Raw genomic sequence first — 17,099 nt, forward strand, 5'->3', positions numbered from 1 at the left:
GTCCAGGACCGGCATGAGAGACCGGCAAATGCCGGCAATCGAAGAGGGAGGAACTGACATGACGAACCACAAGACGGCGCTCGGCAAGGCGCTGCTCATCGCACTCACCGCCACGGCGGCACTCGCCGGCGGCACGGCGATCAGCAACGCTGCCGGCAAGAACATTCTCTGGGTCCAGCCGATGCGCGATCACCCGGTGCACCGGCTGATGCAGGCGGGCTTCCTCGCCAAGTGCAAGGAACTCGGCGACACCTGCGAGGTGGTCGGCAATCCGAGCGCCACGAATTACGATGTCCCTGCCTCGATCCCTCTGGCGGAAGCCGCCATGGCCCGCACCAAGTTCGATGCGATCGCCGTCTATGGCCCCGGCCCGGAAATCTATCCCTTCATCGGCAAGCTCGGACAGGAAGGCTTTCCGGTCGTGACCTGGCACGTGCTGCCGGCCGAAGGCAGCGTTCCGGGTCTCAAGGCCGCGACGGGCGAGGATATTCCTAGCGCCGGCAACGCCGCCGCGATCGCCATGGGCGAGAAGCTTGGTGGCAAAGGCACGATCGCCCTGACGCAGGGCTCGTCCAACGACACCGAGAACGTCATGTCGGACTCGTTCCGCAAGACGATGGCCGCGAAGTTCCCGGACATCAAGATCCTCGATACGCAGATGGAAGGCTTCGAGCCGTCTGCCGCCGAGGGCAAGGCCGTCGCGCTGCTGCAAGGCAATCCGGACGTCAACGCCGCCTTCTCGACGACGGGCAATGGTATCCAGACCTGGTCGGGCGCGGCGCGCAAGGCCGGCCGCGAAGGCCTCGTCATCATCGGCATGGACTATATCCGCCAGAACCTCGATATCGTTAAGTCGGGCGCGGCGTTCGGCGTCGTGGCACAGCCGCTCTATGAGGAAAGCGCCAAGACGGCGGAACTCGCCAATGATCTGGCCGAGGGCAAGACGGTTCCGTATCTGAACCCGCTGCCGGCTTCCGTCCTGACCGCCGCCGACCTCGATCCCTACTACAAAATGCTCGACAGCGCCGGGCAGTAAGACGCTAACCCTCGTCCGTCATCCTCGGGGAAGCCCGGGGATGACGGCGGGGAAGCGGAGGCTTGGGCGTCCATGGGGAGCGAGGCAGGACCGAAAATGGTGGACGTGACCGGGCTTCATCCCGTCATCGAGTGCCGCAACATCGTCAAGAGCTTCTCCGGCGTCCAGGCGCTGCGGGGCGTCGATGTCACGGTTCATGCGGGCGAGATCCATGCACTGCTCGGCCAGAACGGCGCGGGGAAGTCGACGCTGGTCAAGATTCTGAACGGCGTCCATGCCGATGGGTCCTTCTCCGGCGATATCGCCATCGAGGGCAAGCCGGTGCGCTTCGGCTCGACTTCGGACGCGCGCGCCCATGGCGTCGGCTATGTGCCGCAGGAAATCGAGGTCCTCGAACAACTGAGCGTGGCGGAAAATGTCTTTGCCGGCCAGACGGGGCTCGGCAAGGGGCCGCTTGTTCGCCAACGGGCGCTCGAAGCGCGGACGCGGGAACTTTTCCGCGATCTAGGCCTGTCGATCGATCCGCGCGCGCTGGTCGCCAGCCTGACCTCGGCCCAGCGCCATCTCGTGATGATCGCCCGGGCCCTTTCTTTCTCACCGCGGGTGCTGATGCTCGACGAGCCGACTGCATCGCTCTCCGGCGCTGAAGTCGACCGGCTTTTTGCTGTGCTGAGGCGGCTCCGCGCGCAGGGCCGCACCATGATCTTCATCACCCATCGCTTGCCGGAAGTGCTGGCGCTCTGCGACCGCGCCACGGTGCTACGCGATGGACGCGTCGCGGCGGAAATCGAGCGATCCGAATTCGACGCCGACCGCTTCATCTTCGCGATGTCCGGCCAGCGGCTCCAACGGCTCTATCCGCATCACGAGGCGCCGCCGGGGGGCGCCGCGCCGCTGCTTTCGGTTCGCGATCTGGCCGTCGCCGGGCGGTTCGGCGTCAATCGGGGCGTCTCCGGCGTTTCGTTCGATGTGCGCCCCGGCGAGATTCTCGGGCTCGCCGGCCTGCTCGGCTCGGGACGCACCGAAATTCTCCATGCCATCTATGGCCGCATCCCGTTCACCGGCCAGATCCGTCTCGCCGGCCAGAGCGTGCCGATCCGAGCCGCGCGCGATGCAAGGCGGGCTGGCATCGCGCTCCTGACCGAGGATCGCAAGCAGGATGGCCTTCTCTTCAACCTGCCGGTTGGCGCCAACATCACCATCGGCAATCTCGGTCCGCTCTCGGCCCATGGCATGGTGCGCGGCGACAAGGAAAAAAGCGCCGTCCTGGCGGCGATGCGGGCGCTCAACGTCAAGGCGCGCTCGCCGCAGGCCTCCGTCGCGCATCTCTCCGGTGGCAACCAGCAGAAACTGCTCTTTGCCCGCGTGCTGATGAGCGCGCCGCGCGTCCTCCTGCTCGACGAGCCGACCAAGGGCGTCGATGCCGGCACGCGGCACGAGATCTATCGCCTGATCGTCGATCTGGCCGAGACGGGCGTGGCGCTGATCGTCGTTGCCTCGGAACTGGAGGAGGTGATCGGGCTGGCCGATCGCTGCCTCGTCGTTGCCGATGGCCGGATCGTCGATGAGTTCGGCCGGGCCGAGGGCAGCGAGGACCGCGTGCTGCGCGCCGTCGCGGCGGCTCAGGCGGCGACGAGCCGGGCTACCGCCGGCGCCGGGGCGCGGGCATGAGCGGAAAGTTCGCCGGCAAGAGCATCTTCATTACCGGCGCGGCGACCGGCATTGGCCGCGCCACGGCGGAATATCTCGCGCGTGAAGGCGCCTGCATCTATGGATTCGGGCTCGATGGCGCCGAGGGCCGGGAGCTCGATCGCTCCATCTCGGCGGAAGGCTGCGCCTTCATCTTCGAGGAAGGCGATGTCACCAACGATGCGGCGGTGCGCGCGGCCGTGGGATCTGCCGTCAAGGCTTTTGGGCGGCTCGACGCCGTCGTCAATTGCGCCGGCATCTATGCGACCGGCAAGCGTCTCGAAGACGTTACCGATGCGGAGTGGGACCTGACACTCGCCGTTAATCTCACCGCGATATTCCGCGTCTGCCGCGCGGCCCTTCCGCATATCCGCGCCTCAGGCGGCGGGTCCGTGGTCAACCTCGCCTCGGTGCATGCGCTCGCCACCGTCCCCGGTGTCCCGGCCTATGCCGCGACCAAGGCGGCGGTGCTCGGCCTCTCCCGGCAGATGGCGCTCGACTATGCGGTGGACCGCATCCGCGTCAACGCGGTGATCGTCGGCTCGGTCGCGACCCGCATGACGCTCGGCGAGGCGCCGGACGCGCGCGAAAAGGTCGAGGCCGCCGGTCTCTATTTCGACGAGCGGAAGGTGCCCCGCGTCGCCGATCCGGCCGAACTCGCCAAGGCGATCGGGTTTCTTATCTCGGAGGACGCGTCCTTCGTCACGGGCAGCGGGTTTGTTGTCGACGGCGGGCTGACGGCGCTCTTGTTGTAGGGGCGCGTTCGCGCCGCCCCTACACCGCGAACGGCGTCAACCGGATCGTCCCACCTGCGCGGTCGCCCGTCGCCAGCACGATCGTGCCGAGACCCGTCTCGCCGGCCTCCGCCTTGTTGAACGCGCAGGGAACGTTGGTCTGCGGTTCCAGGCAGAAGAAGTTCTTCTTCGGATCGGCATAGAGCATCAGATTGCCGAAGACGGGGTCGGCCTCGATGCGCAGGCCGGCGCCGCGTGACGGCCAGCGGAGTTCGGCAACGCCGTCCCAGCCGCCGTAATTATTGTTGCGCCAGCTTCCGGGCAGTGGCGCGCCGCGTGAAAAATCGAGCTCGGGCGGCAGGCTGATGCGGTCGCCGGCGACGCCGTCCGGGGCCTCCAGCCAGAAATCGCGGGCCCGGAAGGTCAGCGTCACGTCGTCGTCGCGGATGAACCAGGGATGATGGCCGAAGCCGAAGGGCATGGCGCGGGTGCCGGTATTCTCGATCGCCGTCTCGAGTTCGAGCCCCTCGGGCGAGAGGCGGAAGATCTGGCTGGCGCGATAGTCGTAAGGATCGTTCGTGCTGCCATGATCGAGCGTCAGGCGGGCGGAGTTTTCCGTGTGATCGAGAACGGTCCAGGCCGATTTCCACCCCGATCCATGGACGTTGAAGCGCTCCGGATGGTTGTTCGATTCGACGCGGTATTCGCGGCCTTCAAAGACGAAGCGGTTGCCGTCGATGCGATTGGCATAGGGAATCATCGGGAAGCTCGCGACGCCGAGGACGTCGCCAGCGGCTTCGGCTTCTGCCGTCAGCGGGCGCATCAGGTCGATGCCGCGCCAGCGGAGATAGGCGATGGACCCGCCGATTTCCGGGACGAGACCGAGTTGGAGGTCGCCGGCGCGAAGTTCGATCATCATGGGCTCAGAAGTTCCGGCCATAGCCTGTCGTCCAGCCGCCATCGACGGCGAGCACCTGCCCCGTCGTATAGCTGTTCATGGGATCGCTAAGGAAGAGGATCGCATTCACGACCTCATCGACCGCGCCGCCCCGCCCGAGCGGAATATGGCTCAGCATCGCCGGATCGGCGGCGCCATCCGACGCATCGACGAAGCCAGCCGCCACCGCATTGACCAGCACTTTGGGTGCTGCCTGCATGGCCAGGGCGCGCAAGCCGGCGATCGCGGCGGCCATCGACGCGGATGCGGCCTCGTACCGGCGCATCGGGACGAGGCCGATGGCGGAAACGATATGGATGATCCGGCCCGCGCCGCGCCGGCCCATTTCGGCGGCAGTATCGCGGGCGAGCGTCGCCAGCGGCTCAGGGTCATGCGAGCCGAGATCCAGCGGATGCGACAGCAGCAGGATATCGGGCACGCCCGCCGGCCGGCCCTCGCCATGGACCGACAGGCTGGCGCCGTTGGCAGCCAGCCCGGTGGCCGCGGCATCGGCGATCGCGTGGCATGCGCCCGCGAGCACGGCCGTTCGGCCGGCGAGGTCGATCTTCATCTCATTCCTCCCGCGACCGCCTCCGCAATTTCGCTTGCGAGATCCTGGCTCACCAAGATTTGCGCTTGGCAAGCCGCCGGTCGATAACATAACATCATGCTATTATAATTATTGAGTGCGTGTCCATGTCGTTCATGGGTCACGCGCCGCCGCGGCAACGCGGAGATAAGGGAGGAATGATGAGCGCAGCCGCATCGGGCCGCAAGGCCAAGGCCGACAAGGCGGGCTCGCTGCCCGCGGAGCTTTCGCGAACCGCCCTCCTGGATCTCTATGAGCGCATGGTGCTGTTGCGTCGCTTCGAAAGTGTCGCGCAGACAGCCTGCCGCAAGGGCGAGACGCCCGGATTCCTACATCTGTATATCGGTGAGGAAGCGACCGCGGTTGGCGTGTGCGCCCATCTACGCCCGACCGACTGGATCACCTCGACTCATCGCGGCCATGGCCACGCGCTTGCCAAGGGAATGGATCCGAACATCCTGATGGCCGAGCTCTTCGGCAAGCGCGACGGCTGCTGCGGCGGGCGCGGCGGTACCATGCATCTTTATGACCGCTCGGTCGGCCTGTTCGGCACCAACGGCATCGTCGCGGCCGGCATCAGCCATGCCGTCGGGGTCGGCATGTCCAGCCGCGCCAGGGGCCTGGATGGCATCGGCGTCGCCTTTTTCGGCGACGGCGCCACCAATCATGGCGGCTTCCATGAATCGTTGAATTTTGCCGGCATACAAAAGGCGCCGGCCGTCCTCGTCTGCGAGAACAATCTCTATGCGACGGCGACGCCGCTCGCCTCGGCGACGCTGAACCCCGAAATCGCTTCCAAGGCCGCCGCTTATGGCATTCCCGGCGTCGCGGTCGATGGCAACGACGTCATCGCCGTCTGGCAGGTCATGGCGACCGCCACGGCCCGTGCGCGCGCCGGTGATGGGCCGACGCTGATCGAAGCGAAGACCTACCGGACGGTCGGCCACCATGAGGGCGATCCCGTCACCGGCACCTATCGCACCCAGGCCGAGGTCGACGCCTGGGCCGCGCGCGATCCGGTGACGACGTTCCGCGCTCGTCTGACCGACGATTTCGGGATTGCGTCTGCGGATGAGCTGGACGCGATCGATGCGCGGATCGACGCTGTCGTGCAGACCTCGCTCGAATTTGCCCGCAATTCGCCGGAGCCCGACGCGGCCACGTCCGGCCTGCATGTCTTCGCCGAGCCGATCAATCCGCCGGAGGCGTTGATCCAGTCGGTCCCGACCGCAACACAGACCCAGAGCTGGCTGGATGCGGTGCGCGACGGTATCGCCGAGGAGATGCGCCGCAATCCGCATCTGCTCTATCTCGGCGAGGGTACGGGCGAGCGCGGCGGCACCTTCGCGCATACCAAGAACCTCTATGCCGAGTTCGGCGGCAAGCGCATGGTCGATACGCCGATCTCGGAACAGGGCTTTACCGGCGCCGCCATCGGCGCCTCGGCTACGGGCGCACGGACGATCGCCGATCTGATGTTCGCCGATTTCCTGTTCGAGGCGGCCGGGCAGATCGTCCTGCAGGCCTCGAAGCTTCGCTACATGTCGAACGGGCAGATGAATGCGCCGGTCGTGGTGCGCGTCGGCTCCGGCGCCGTGCGCTCGGCCGGGCCGCATCACAGCGGCACCTATCATCCGTCCTGGGCCCACATTCCCGGCCTCATCGTCTGCATGCCCTCGACCCCGGCCGATGCCAAGGGGCTGATGAAGTCGGCGCTCCGCGCCGGTGACCCGGTGCTGATGCTGGAGCCGAAGGCGCTGTTCGCCACCAAGGGCGAGGTGCCGACGGGCGAGCATTTTGTGCCGTTCGGCCTGGCGCGCATTGCCCGGTCGGGCCGCGACATCACCATCGTATCGGCCGGACAGCTCGTGCACCGTTCGCTGGAGGCGGCTGAAAAGCTTGCGGCCGAAGGCATCGAGGCCGAAGTGATCGACCTTCGCACCATCATGCCGCTCGATGTCGGCACGGTCGCGGCGAGCGTCGCCAAGACGCATCGCCTGCTGGTCGTCGATGAAGGCTGGGGCGCGTTCGGCGTCGGCGCCGAGGTGGCGCAGGCGATGAACGAACTGGCTTTCGACGAGCTCGACGGCCCGGTCGGCCGCCTGCATACCGAGGCGCAGCCCCATCCGCTCGCTCCTGCGCTCGAACGCGCCATGCTGGTCGACGCCGACAAGATCGTCGCCGGGGCCAGAAGCGTCCTCTCCGGCACCTCGCCGGTACCCAGGCACTGGCGGCACCTCGGCAGCCGCGCGGCGGCGTCCTCCGCTCCTCCTCCTCCGGTCGCGACGCCCGTCGCCCCGGCGCCGGCCGCCAGTGCCCCTCTCCCTGCTGCGGCGCCCGCCGCTGCTTTGGGCGGAGAGCCGATCACCATGCCCTTTGGCGATCTCACCATCAGCGAAGGCACAATCGTCGGCTGGCTGAAGGCTGAGGGCGATCTCGTCAAGGCCGGCGAGATCGTCGCGGAAATCGAGACCGACAAGGCGGTGGTCGAGATCGAGGCGCCGGTCGCCGGCAAGCTTGGGCCGATCGAACAGCCAAAAGGCGCCGTCGTTCCGATGGGCGGGCGCATCGGCAGCGTTGTTCCGGGAGCGTCGGCATGAGTTCTCCGGCCTCCCGCAAGGCTGCCTCGCCCTATGCGCGGCGCCTCGCCCGCGAACGTGGCATCGCGCTCGCCGAGCTTTCCGGCAGCGGACCCAACGGGCGCATCGTGGCCGCCGATGTGCCTTTGCAGGCCGTCGCGGTTTCGCGGCCGGGGCCGGTTCCCGCCCCGGCGATTGTCGCCGATCGTGTCCCGTCCTCTGCAATGCCAAGGGCCTTGGGCGCGTTCTCGGCCAGCATCGTGCTGACGCCGCTGCGCGATCTGATCGCCGCTTCTGGTACCGATGTCCCGCTCGACGCGTTTCTGGCCAAGGCGGCGGCGAGCGCCGCCGGCAGCTATGGCGAGAGCTTGCGGCTGGTGGCGGAAGACGGGACCGCTACGCTCATCACCGCCCCGGCGCGTCTGGCGCCGTCCGAGATCGCGCGTCTCGCCGCCGCCGGGAACGGAACGCCTTCCGGCCATCCGCTCGTCCTGTCACGGCTGCACCTGTCCGGGGTACGTCCGGTGGCGGGCCCGCTTCCGGCCGATTGCGACCTGCGCATCCTGGTCATTGCAGCCAACGACACGGAGATCGCCGAGGCGATGCTCGTGCACGACAGCGCGACGATCCCGGAAGCGGAAGCCGCACGGATTCTGTCAGCCTTCCGCGCGGCGCTGGAGAATCCGCTGCGATTGCTGGTGTAGGCCGGACTTTCACCTCTCCCCGAGGGGGAGGTGAAGCAAGCCGCTCCCTGCTGTTATATCATGTAGCCGGCGGTCCAGCCGCCATCGACGGTCAGGACCTGGCCGTTCACATAGCTCGACTCGGGCGATGACAGGAACAGCACCGCCTCGGCGATCTCGGCGGGCGTGCCGGGGCGGCCGAGCGGGACGTGGCGCATGAAGGCGGCCGCCTTGTCATGGAACTTGCCGCTCTCGCCATAGAAGAGCTGCTTGGTGCCCTCGGTCATCACCGAGCCGGGCGCCACGCAATTGGTCAGCACGCCCTTGGGCCCGAGTTCGAGCGCCATGGACCGCGTCAGATGAATGATGCCGGCCTTGGCGGCGACGAAGGGGCTTTGCAGGCGCATCGCCGCGAGCCCGACCACGGAGCCGATATTGACGATGCGGCCGCCGCGCCCGCCCGCCAGCATCGGCCTCAGCGCGCCGCGGCTCATCAGGAAAAGCCCGTCGAGGTCGATGCCGATGATGCGATGCCATTCCTCGGTCGGGAAGGCGTCGATGTCGACGCGGTGGGCGAGCGTGTTGACACCGGCATTGTTGATCAGGATATCGAGGCGGCCGAACCGTTCGATCGTTCGCTCGACGGCACGGTCGATTGCCGTCTCGTCGCGAATGTCGACGACGGCGGCCATGGCGCGCGGCAGCGAAGCGGCGACGGCCTCGGCGCCTTCGGCATTGACGTCAGCGACGACGATCGATGCCCCATTGGCCGCCAGCCTGTCGACGATGGCCCGGCCGATGCCGCCCGCAGCGCCGGTAACGAAGGCGACGCGCCCGGAAAGATCGCACTGCATGGTACCTCCACCCGCTCCGCCGGCGCGGAGTCGATTTTCTTTCTATTATGATACTATAATCGATGGGTACGCCTGGGCAATCGCCGATAGCGCGATCCGGCGGTTTGGTCCCGCGCGCCAATTCCGGTAAGTTCCCGGAGGAAACAGCGATTCTGGAGGCGGCTTGAGGTCTGGCAGTCGAAAGCAAGAGGTGGTCGAGGATATCGTCGAGGCTTCGGATCTCGCCGATGTCTTTCCGCCGCGCATCCTGTCGCGCGACGACGGGCCGCTTTACCGTCAGTTGCTCGCGATCCTGCGCGCTCCGATCGCTGCCGGAGAGCTCGAAGCCGGCGCTTCGTTGCCGCGGGAGGCGGATCTCGCCATCCGGTTCGGCGTCAGCCTGATCACCGTCCGCCAGGCGCTGCGCGACCTGGAGAGCGAGGGGCTGATCAAGAAGCGCGCGGCGAAGCCAGCTGTCGTCACCGCGCCCGAGGCTGGTGACGGGGGGAGTTTCGCGTTCAAGAGCTTCGCTGAGATCGCCGCGTCGACAAAGGATCGCCGGCTCGAGATTCACTCCTATCGCAAGGAGCGCTCGGCGACGGCCAGCAAGGCCTTCGGCTTGCCGGTCGAGGAGGCGCTGCCCTGCCTCCGCGCCACGCTCTACATGAAGGACGTGCCGACCGGCCAGACGACGTTCTATTTTCCGCCGGCCGTGGGTGCCCGTCTGAAGCGCACCGATTTCGACGATGTCGTCGTCTTCCGCGCGGTGCAGCGCCATCTCGGCATCAAGCTCTCCGGGGCGAAGATCACGGTCCGGGCCGACGTCGCCGACGAGAAGCTGGCCGAGGCGCTTGATTATGAGGTTGGCGGGCCGATCCTGGTGATCGAGATGCTGTACCGCTCCGCCGATGGCGAGCCGGTCGAACTCACCATCAACCGCAACCGCGCCGATCTGTTCAGCCTCTCTTACGATGCGCCGAACGACCTCGTCTAAGCGCTATCGACTCGACCATAAGATTATAATAGCATGATGATGTTTGGCGCTTGGCAGATTGCCGTAGGCGCCTGCTGGGAGTCATGATAGCGTTACCATACACCGTCGCCACCCAATGAGCGTCGGATGAACGCCTTTAGGACAGCTTCAAGGGAGGAAAAATTGAAGCGAGGAGCCATTCTCTCCGTCATGGCCGTTGCGGCTATGGCGCTCTCCGCGGCGCCGCCGGCGTCGGCCGAGGGCAAGACCTACAAGATCTATCTCTCCAACAATTTCATCGGCAATGACTGGCGCCAGCAGATGGAGCGCGTCGCCGAGGTGTCGGTGAAGAAGGGTCCGCTTGCCGGCCGCGTCGATCTCAAGATCGAGAATGCGGAAGGCACGGTCCAGGCGCAGATCAATTCGCTGAATAACATCATCCGCTCCAAGCCCGACGCGATCCTGATCGACGCGGCCTCGGCGGAGGCGCTCAATCCGACCATCAAGAAGGCCTGCGATGCCGGCATCGTCGTCATCTCCTTCGACCAGGTGGTGAGCGAGCCCTGCGCCTATGCGCTGGAATCCGACTGGACCCGCATCCCCGCCGTGCTGGCGGAATGGATGGCGAAGCAGTTGAACGGCAAGGGCAAGGTCTTCGTCGACCGCGGCCTCGCCGGCGCGCCGATCTCGGCCCAGCTCGAGAAGGGCTATCTCGACGTCTTGAAGAAATATCCGGATATCGAGGTCATCGGCAATTACAACGGCGAATACGCGCTGGGACCGGAGCAGGCGGGCGTCGCCAGCCTGCTCGCCGCCCATCCCGAAGTCGATGGCATCCTGACGCAGGGTTATGGCTCCGGCGCCATCAAGGCGCTGCAGGACGCTGGCCGCAAGGTCGTTCCCGTCACGGCATTCTCCTATAATGTCGCTGCGACGACCTGCGCCCAGACGGAAGGCGCCGCCTGTATCCTCGGCTCCAACCCGGCCTTTCTCTCGTCCGAGGCGATCAAGCTCGCCGTCGATATTCTCGACGGCAAGCCGAAGCCGGCGGATCGGCACATCCTCGTGAATGGCGATTTCCTCGCCACCAATGGCGGGGATTGGAAGTCGGAACTCTACCCGACCGCCACGATCCAGAAGATCGAGATCGGCAAGAATGCCTGGCCGGATCGCCCGCCGGGACTGACGCTGCCGATCACGCCCGACTGGGTCGAGATCACGGCTGAAGAGGCCGCCGGCTGAACGGCGGAGGGAAAAGCCGGCGGGCCTGGGGGCCGCCGGCACCTGAGCGGGACGACTCTCGTCCCGCTCCTTTCTCATGATCCATGACAGCCGCGGTGCCGATGAACGATTTTCTCGAGGCCGTTTCCGTATCGAAACGCTATGGCGGCATCGTCGCGCTCGCCGATGCGACGCTTCGCGCCCGCGCCGGCGAAGTCCATGCGCTGCTCGGCGAGAACGGCGCGGGCAAGAGCACCTTCATCCAGATCCTCGCCGGGGCGGTCCGGCCGGATGGCGGCTCGATCCATCTGGGCGGGCAGCCCTTCGGCGTGCGCAATCCCGAAGAGGCACAGAAGGCCGGCATCTCGGCCGTCTTTCAGGAATTGTCGCTGATCCCCGACCTGACCGTCGCCGAGAATGTCTGGTTCCGCCGCGAGCCCCTGACGCCGCTGCGCACGGCCCGTGCCGCCGCGATGCGCGAGGCGACGGCCGAGCTTTTCGATCGCTATCGCTTTCCTTCGATCCGGCCGGATCAGGAACTGCGCCGCCTGACATTGGCCGAGCGGCAGGTGGTGGAGATCGCCAAGGCGTTGTCGCGCGATCCACGCGTGCTGATCCTCGATGAGGCGACCTCGGCCCTGGCGCCCCGCGAGACGGAATGGCTGCTCGATCTTGCGCAGGGCCTCGCCAGCGCCGGCAAGCTGGTCATCTATATTTCCCATCGCCTCGGCGAGGTTCGGAAGATCGCCGACCGCATCACCGTTTTCCGCAACGGCGCGACGGTGGCGGCCTATGATACCGCCGCCGTCGATGACGACACGATCATCGCCGACATGCTCGGCCGGCAGATGGACCGGCTCTATCCGGAGCGGCGGGATACATCGACCGGCCGCGTTGCCCTCCAGATCCGTGGTCTCACCGTCCAGAACCGCCTCGCCGATCTCGATCTCGACCTTCGCGAGGGCGAGGTACTCGGCGTCGCCGGATTGCAGGGCCATGGCCAGCGCGAATTGTTCCAGGCGCTGTTCGGCGCTGCCAAGGCTTCGGGATCGCTGGAGGTCTGGGGCAAGCCGCGAACGATCAAGAACCCGCGCGATGCCCTATCCGGCCGCGACGGCCTCGCCCTCGTCCCCGAGGATCGGCGCAATCATGGCCTGCTGCTGGCGAAGAGCGTGCGCGAGAATCTGACGCTTTCCGTCATCTCGCGCTTCACCCGCTTCGGCCTCACCGATCCGAAGCGCGAGGCCAAACTCGTCGACGAGATGATCGCGCAGCTTCGCATCAAGGCCGGAACGCCCGAGCAGGCGGCGGGAACGCTCTCCGGCGGCAATCAGCAGAAGGTGATCTTCGGCAAGATGCTGCTGACGGAGGCGCGCATCCTGCTGCTCTATGACCCGACGCGCGGCATCGATGTCGGCACCAAGGGCGAGATTTTCGCGCTGATGCGCGACCTGGCGGCGAAGGGCTATGCGATCCTGTTCTATTCAAGCGACCTGGCCGAACTCGTTCATGTCGCCGACCGCGTCGCGGTGCTGCGCTATGGTCGGCTCGCGGCCATCCTCGAAGGCGAGGACAATTCCGAGCGCCAGATCCTGCGGGCCACGATGATCGAGAGGGCCGCATGACGATGACCGCCAGCGAACCCGGCGAGCGCGCTCCTTCAAGGACCGACCCGGCCGGCGAATGGAAGGCCCGCCTGCTCGGCCATGCCTCGCTGCTCATTCCCTGCCTGATGCTGCTGGCGCTGCTGGCCGTCTATGGATCGCTGCGCGAGGGCGTATTCACGCTCGACGAGCTCAATCTCGACACTGCCGCGGCGATGACGCTGATGCTGGCTGCCACCGGCCAGACCATCGTGCTGCTGCGCGGCGGCATCGATCTGTCGATCGGCGGCATGATCAGCCTCGGCACCGTGATCGCTGCGACCCGGTTCGGCGACAGCGGCCTCTCGGTGCTCGTCTGGAGCCTTGCGATCGTCGCGATCGGCGCGCTGGTCGGCCTCGTCAATGGCGTGCTCATCACCGTGCTCCGCCTGCAGCCCTTCCTGGTGACCCTCGCCACCTGGTCGATCCTGTCTGGCGCCGCGCTTCTCATCCTGCCGACCGATGGCGGCAGCTTGCCTTCGGCCTGGATGGCGTTCGGCTCCTCGTCCTTCCTGGGCCTTTCCAGCTCGGTCTGGCTGCTTGTCGCGCTGATTCTCTTCTGGGTCTGGTTCAGGCGCACCCGGACCGGGATCACCATCCGCGCCACCGGCTCCAATGAGCGCTCCGCCTTCCTCTCGGGCGTCTCGCCGCTCGGCATCAATGTCGCGACCTATGCGCTCTCCGGCGCCTTCGCGGCGCTGGCCGCCCTCTATCTGACGACGCAGACAGGCGCCGGCTCGCCGACGATCGGCAAGGACTACATCCTGCCCTCGGTGGCGGCCGCGGTGATCGGCGGCATCAGCCTGTTCGGCGGCCGCGGCGGCCTGGTCGGGACGATCGTCGGCGCCTTCATCCTGACCATCATCGGCAATCTCGTCTTCGTCCTGTCGATTTCCAGCTATTGGCAGCCGATCGCGTCGGGCGTGATCCTGCTCGTTGCCGTACTGGCGAGTTCGCTGGCCGAGAAATCATCGAGGCGGAACCTCTCATGAATCTGCGCCGCCACCGCTCGATCCTCTTCGCCTATCTCGGCCTGATCGTGCTGCTCATGCTGACGAGCGTGGTCGCGCCGGGCTTCCTGTCGCCGATCCATTTGCGCAGCCTCGTGGTGCTCGCCGCCTTCATCGGCATCGTCGCGCTCGGGCAGACCTTCGTCGTCATCGGCGGCGGCATCGACCTCTCGGTGCCATGGGTGCTCAACTGCGCGGCCGTGCTGATGACGCTGGTCGCTCATGGCCAGGACGCACCCCTCGTCTGGATCGTGCCGCTGTTGCTCCTCGCCGGGGCGCTGGTCGGCGTCGTCAACGGCCTCGGCGTCGCCCTGTTCGGCGTTCCGCCGATCATCATGACGCTCGCGGTCAACGTCATCCTGCAGGGCGGCATCCTCGTCTATACGGGCGGCGCACCGCCGGCCTCGGCCCCGCCGATGATCCAGTTCCTGGCCGTCGGCAGGGTCGGCGGGTTCCCGATGATCGTCATTCTCTGGATCGTGCTCGCCATCGTCGCGACCGTGTTGCTGTCCAAGACCGCGTTCGGGCGTCATCTCTACGCGGTTGGATCGAGCGCCACGGTCGCCGAATTTTCCGGCGTACCGACGTTGCGCACCGGTGTCGCCGCCTATGCGCTGTCCGGCTTCACCGCGGCGCTCGCCGGCATGCTGCTCACCGGCTATACGGGCCAGGCCTATCTCGGCATGGGCGATCCCTATCTCTTCACCTCGATCGCGGCGGTCGCCATCGGCGGCGCGTCCATCCTCGGCGGCAGCGGCCATTATGTCGGCACGATCGCTGGGGCGATGGTGCTCACTGTCTTGACGGGCCTGCTGCCGGCGTTGAACCTCTCCAATGGCGCGCTGCTCATCGTCTATGGCGTCGTCATCCTCGTCACCGTGGCGCTGGCGAGCGAGGCGATCACCGATCTTTTCCCGCGCCGCCGCGCGCGGCAGGCTTCCTGAGGATATTTCCATGACCGACATCGAATGCGTGGTCGACGCCAAGGCGCTGCTCGGCGAGAGCACCTATTGGGACCCGGATGACGAAGTGCTGTGGTGGATCGACATCTATGGCAAGACCGTCCATTGCTACGATCCGGAGACTAGCACCGACGAGACGATCACTCTGCCGGAATATCCGGGCTGCCTCGCCGTCCGCGAGATCGGCGGCCTCGTCATCTCCGACGTCAATGGCTTCCATTTTCTCGATACGGCGACCGGCAAGCTGGAGGCGATCGTCGATCCGGAGGCGAACGAGCCGGACACCCGCTTCAATGATGGCAAGACCGACCGGCAAGGCCGCTTCTGGTCGGGTTCGATGTTCGAGGCGCCGGGCAAGCCGGTGCGCAAGGTCGGCGCGCTGTACCGGCTCGATCTCGATCTCACCTGCCACAAGGTCGTCGACGGCGTTGGCTGTTCCAACGGGCTCGCCTGGAGCCCGGACAGCCGGACGATGTATTATACGGACAGCCACGGGCCGGTGGTCTGGGCGTTCGATTTCGATGCCGTCTCGGGCGAGGCCGAGAACCGCCGTCCCTATGTCGACCTCTCCTTCATGGACGGTATCGTCGACGGCTCGACCGTGGACGCGGAGGGCTGCTACTGGCTGACCGTGCCGTTCAAGGGCAAGGTGATGCGCTTCGATCCGGCCGGCAAGCTGATGCGAACGATCGAACTGCCGACCGATCTGCCGACCTGCTGCGAGTTCGGCGGCCCCAATCTCGACATCCTCTATGTGACCACGGCGACCTTGCGACGCTCGGCGGAGGCATTGAAGGACCAGCCGCTCGCCGGCGGCCTCTTCGCTCTCGATGTCGGCGTCAAGGGCCTGCCGCTGGTGCCGTTCCGCGGGTAGGGTGGAGCGGCCTTCGTCAGTTGACCGCGCAACGCTTCACGCGCGGAACGGCGGCGGCGATTTCCTGGACCGCATCCAGCGCTGCCTTGTTGGCCGATGGGCCGGACGGCGCCGGCGCGGGTGACGTGTCTGCCGCCGGCGGCGCGGCTTCCGCGGCAGGAGTGGCCGGCTGGATCGCGGGCGCCGGAACCTCTGCTACCTGGTCCGAAGACGGTGCAGGCGCTCCCGGCAAGGCAACGGGCTGCCCGCGCAGCAGCGACGGAATCTGGCCAAGCGGGATGAAGCCGAGCGTCGCGCGTCCCGCTCTGACGGTGATGCGCGCCTCGCGCCAATCCTTGCCGTCGGCATTCACAGGCCGCAGGAAAGCCGAGACCGGCCCGATCAGCCGTGTCAACCGCTCGCGGCTGCCGGGGTGGAAGCGCTCGACGAGGTCTGGCAGGCGGTCCAGCGCCGAGAGGCGTACCGTGAAATCGCCCGAGAGCATGCCGTTCCCATCGATGGTGGCATCGCCTGCCAGCGCCGTCGAAAGCCCGGCGACATCGATCTCGGCTCGGTAAATCCGGATCGGCTGGCCCGAAGCGATCCAGGCGGCGACGGGGTTGTCGCGCTGCTTCAGGACGGATTCCGGCAGGCCGATGGCGACGTTGGAGGTAACCGGCGGCAATTCCGGTCGGCCGGGCACGCTGGCGAGACCGTTCTGGACGGTTGTGAAAAGGTCGATCATTCCGGCCGTGTCGGGATCGGGAACGAGATGCAGTTCGGCGTGGTCCGCCTTCAGCGTCACCGTGCCGGCAACGCGCGACGGTGCGTCCAGCGCGGCGTCGAGACCGTCGGCGACCAGCGAATAGCGTTTCAGTCCCGAAAAGCCGATCCGCACGCTCGATTCGAGCGAAGTCCAGTTGGCGGTGACCTGATTGCCGTGGCGCGCCTTCAGCGCCAAGGGCCCCTTGGCGGCGAAAAGGGCGTGGCCGGGATTATAGAGGAGGCCCATCGCCTCGATGCCCGCCAGATCGACGGAGAGATCCTCGGCGGGGCAACTAGCGGCGACCGGCGTGCAGGTGATGCCGAGCCGGAAGGGGAAGCCGGAGAGCGATTGGTCGCCGCAGGATAGAGTCGCGCCCTCGTCGGCGGCGCGGGCTTCGATCGCGGCGATCTTGCCGGCGACATAGTGGCGGGCCGCGAACCAGCCGCCGGTCCATAGCACCACGATGGCGATGACGATGCCGATCAGGATCTGGAACCGCCGCTTGGTCTTTTTGCGGGGCGCGGGTGCCGCCGGGGCTGTCATGGATGCGGGGCTCCGTTGAACTCGGCCGATCGGGCTGCTAGGCAATCC

At 66.8% G+C, this 17,099-nt stretch carries 15 protein-coding genes; 11 read left to right on the forward strand and 4 right to left on the reverse strand.

Annotated features, from left to right (window positions below):
• Window positions 1-58 precede the first annotated feature (58 nt).
• The 3 genes from OSH05_RS12060 to OSH05_RS12070 all read left to right on the forward strand — a co-directional run bounded on the left by OSH05_RS12060 (window position 59) and on the right by OSH05_RS12070 (window position 3,480).
• Window positions 59-1,036, forward strand: coding sequence for a sugar ABC transporter substrate-binding protein (locus tag OSH05_RS12060; protein ID WP_104219602.1), 978 nt, complete (start codon window positions 59-61; stop codon window positions 1,034-1,036).
• A 96-nt stretch (window positions 1,037-1,132) separates the two neighbouring features.
• Window positions 1,133-2,707 carry a sugar ABC transporter ATP-binding protein gene (locus OSH05_RS12065; protein WP_104219603.1) on the forward strand — a complete coding sequence of 525 codons (1,575 nt, stop codon included), beginning with the start codon at window positions 1,133-1,135 and terminating at the stop codon, window positions 2,705-2,707.
• Complete coding sequence (locus OSH05_RS12070) at window positions 2,704-3,480, forward strand: SDR family NAD(P)-dependent oxidoreductase (RefSeq protein WP_104219604.1); 777 nt, start codon at window positions 2,704-2,706, stop codon at window positions 3,478-3,480. The genes OSH05_RS12065 and OSH05_RS12070 overlap by 4 nt, the downstream gene beginning before the upstream one ends.
• 19 nt (window positions 3,481-3,499) lie before the next feature.
• Here OSH05_RS12070 and OSH05_RS12075 read toward each other — a convergent pair whose 3' ends face one another.
• Complete coding sequence (locus tag OSH05_RS12075) at window positions 3,500-4,378, reverse strand: aldose 1-epimerase (protein WP_266352286.1); 879 nt, start codon at window positions 4,376-4,378, stop codon at window positions 3,500-3,502.
• A gap of 4 nt (window positions 4,379-4,382) precedes the next feature.
• Window positions 4,383-4,967, reverse strand: coding sequence for an SDR family oxidoreductase (locus OSH05_RS12080; RefSeq protein WP_165801611.1), 585 nt, complete (start codon window positions 4,965-4,967; stop codon window positions 4,383-4,385).
• 176 nt (window positions 4,968-5,143) lie between these two features.
• Here OSH05_RS12080 and OSH05_RS12085 point away from each other — a divergent pair, with 176 nt between their 5' ends.
• Together OSH05_RS12085 and OSH05_RS12090 are read left to right on the forward strand one after the other, a co-directional pair.
• The gene (locus OSH05_RS12085; RefSeq protein WP_266352288.1) at window positions 5,144-7,585 is read left to right on the forward strand and encodes a thiamine pyrophosphate-dependent enzyme; all 2,442 of its coding nucleotides are present in this window, start codon (window positions 5,144-5,146) and stop codon (window positions 7,583-7,585) included.
• Complete coding sequence (locus OSH05_RS12090) at window positions 7,582-8,268, forward strand: E3 binding domain-containing protein (RefSeq protein ID WP_104219607.1); 687 nt, start codon at window positions 7,582-7,584, stop codon at window positions 8,266-8,268. Before OSH05_RS12085 ends, OSH05_RS12090 begins: the two co-directional genes overlap by 4 nt.
• Before the next feature lie 53 nt (window positions 8,269-8,321).
• Here the strand turns inward: OSH05_RS12090 and OSH05_RS12095 are convergent, their stop codons facing one another.
• Window positions 8,322-9,101 carry an SDR family NAD(P)-dependent oxidoreductase gene (locus OSH05_RS12095; protein WP_104219608.1) on the reverse strand — a complete coding sequence of 260 codons (780 nt, stop codon included), beginning with the start codon at window positions 9,099-9,101 and terminating at the stop codon, window positions 8,322-8,324.
• A 190-nt stretch (window positions 9,102-9,291) separates the two neighbouring features.
• Here OSH05_RS12095 and OSH05_RS12100 point away from each other — a divergent pair, with 190 nt between their 5' ends.
• From OSH05_RS12100 to OSH05_RS12125, 6 genes are all read left to right on the forward strand, one after another.
• Window positions 9,292-10,074, forward strand: a complete 783-nt coding sequence (locus OSH05_RS12100; RefSeq protein ID WP_266352289.1) for a GntR family transcriptional regulator — start codon at window positions 9,292-9,294, stop codon at window positions 10,072-10,074.
• Window positions 10,075-10,236: 162 nt separating this feature from the next.
• Window positions 10,237-11,295, forward strand: a complete 1,059-nt coding sequence (locus OSH05_RS12105; RefSeq protein WP_266352290.1) for a substrate-binding domain-containing protein — start codon at window positions 10,237-10,239, stop codon at window positions 11,293-11,295.
• Window positions 11,296-11,396: 101 nt separating this feature from the next.
• Window positions 11,397-12,899, forward strand: coding sequence for a sugar ABC transporter ATP-binding protein (locus tag OSH05_RS12110; RefSeq protein WP_104219814.1), 1,503 nt, complete (start codon window positions 11,397-11,399; stop codon window positions 12,897-12,899).
• On the forward strand, window positions 12,896-13,909 hold the full coding sequence (locus OSH05_RS12115; protein WP_104219610.1) for an ABC transporter permease: 1,014 nt from the start codon (window positions 12,896-12,898) through the stop codon (window positions 13,907-13,909). The genes OSH05_RS12110 and OSH05_RS12115 overlap by 4 nt, the downstream gene beginning before the upstream one ends.
• Window positions 13,906-14,871: an ABC transporter permease gene (locus OSH05_RS12120; RefSeq protein WP_104219611.1), complete on the forward strand. Its 966-nt coding sequence runs from the start codon at window positions 13,906-13,908 to the stop codon at window positions 14,869-14,871. The genes OSH05_RS12115 and OSH05_RS12120 overlap by 4 nt, the downstream gene beginning before the upstream one ends.
• A gap of 10 nt (window positions 14,872-14,881) precedes the next feature.
• Window positions 14,882-15,763 carry an SMP-30/gluconolactonase/LRE family protein gene (locus OSH05_RS12125; RefSeq protein ID WP_104219612.1) on the forward strand — a complete coding sequence of 294 codons (882 nt, stop codon included), beginning with the start codon at window positions 14,882-14,884 and terminating at the stop codon, window positions 15,761-15,763.
• A gap of 16 nt (window positions 15,764-15,779) precedes the next feature.
• On the opposite strand, the gene OSH05_RS12130 is transcribed toward OSH05_RS12125, so the two are convergent.
• On the reverse strand, window positions 15,780-17,051 hold the full coding sequence (locus OSH05_RS12130; RefSeq protein WP_104219613.1) for a DUF2125 domain-containing protein: 1,272 nt from the start codon (window positions 17,049-17,051) through the stop codon (window positions 15,780-15,782).
• Between the last annotated feature and the right edge of the window lie 48 nt (window positions 17,052-17,099).

The sequence above is a fragment of the Kaistia algarum genome, assembly GCF_026343945.1.
GTDB lineage: Bacteria > Pseudomonadota > Alphaproteobacteria > Rhizobiales > Kaistiaceae > Kaistia > Kaistia algarum.

Coding starts and splice junctions, on each gene's coding strand:
- OSH05_RS12060 (WP_104219602.1), top strand. CDS start 59: ATGACGAACCACAAGACGGCGCTCGGCAAGGCGCTGCTCATCGCACTC.
- OSH05_RS12065 (WP_104219603.1), top strand. CDS start 1,133: ATGGTGGACGTGACCGGGCTTCATCCCGTCATCGAGTGCCGCAACATC.
- OSH05_RS12070 (WP_104219604.1), top strand. CDS start 2,704: ATGAGCGGAAAGTTCGCCGGCAAGAGCATCTTCATTACCGGCGCGGCG.
- OSH05_RS12075 (WP_266352286.1), bottom strand. CDS start 4,378: ATGATGATCGAACTTCGCGCCGGCGACCTCCAACTCGGTCTCGTCCCG.
- OSH05_RS12080 (WP_165801611.1), bottom strand. CDS start 4,967: ATGAAGATCGACCTCGCCGGCCGAACGGCCGTGCTCGCGGGCGCATGC.
- OSH05_RS12085 (WP_266352288.1), top strand. CDS start 5,144: ATGATGAGCGCAGCCGCATCGGGCCGCAAGGCCAAGGCCGACAAGGCG.
- OSH05_RS12090 (WP_104219607.1), top strand. CDS start 7,582: ATGAGTTCTCCGGCCTCCCGCAAGGCTGCCTCGCCCTATGCGCGGCGC.
- OSH05_RS12095 (WP_104219608.1), bottom strand. CDS start 9,101: ATGCAGTGCGATCTTTCCGGGCGCGTCGCCTTCGTTACCGGCGCTGCG.
- OSH05_RS12110 (WP_104219814.1), top strand. CDS start 11,397: ATGAACGATTTTCTCGAGGCCGTTTCCGTATCGAAACGCTATGGCGGC.
- OSH05_RS12115 (WP_104219610.1), top strand. CDS start 12,896: ATGACGATGACCGCCAGCGAACCCGGCGAGCGCGCTCCTTCAAGGACC.
- OSH05_RS12120 (WP_104219611.1), top strand. CDS start 13,906: ATGAATCTGCGCCGCCACCGCTCGATCCTCTTCGCCTATCTCGGCCTG.
- OSH05_RS12125 (WP_104219612.1), top strand. CDS start 14,882: ATGACCGACATCGAATGCGTGGTCGACGCCAAGGCGCTGCTCGGCGAG.
- OSH05_RS12130 (WP_104219613.1), bottom strand. CDS start 17,051: ATGACAGCCCCGGCGGCACCCGCGCCCCGCAAAAAGACCAAGCGGCGG.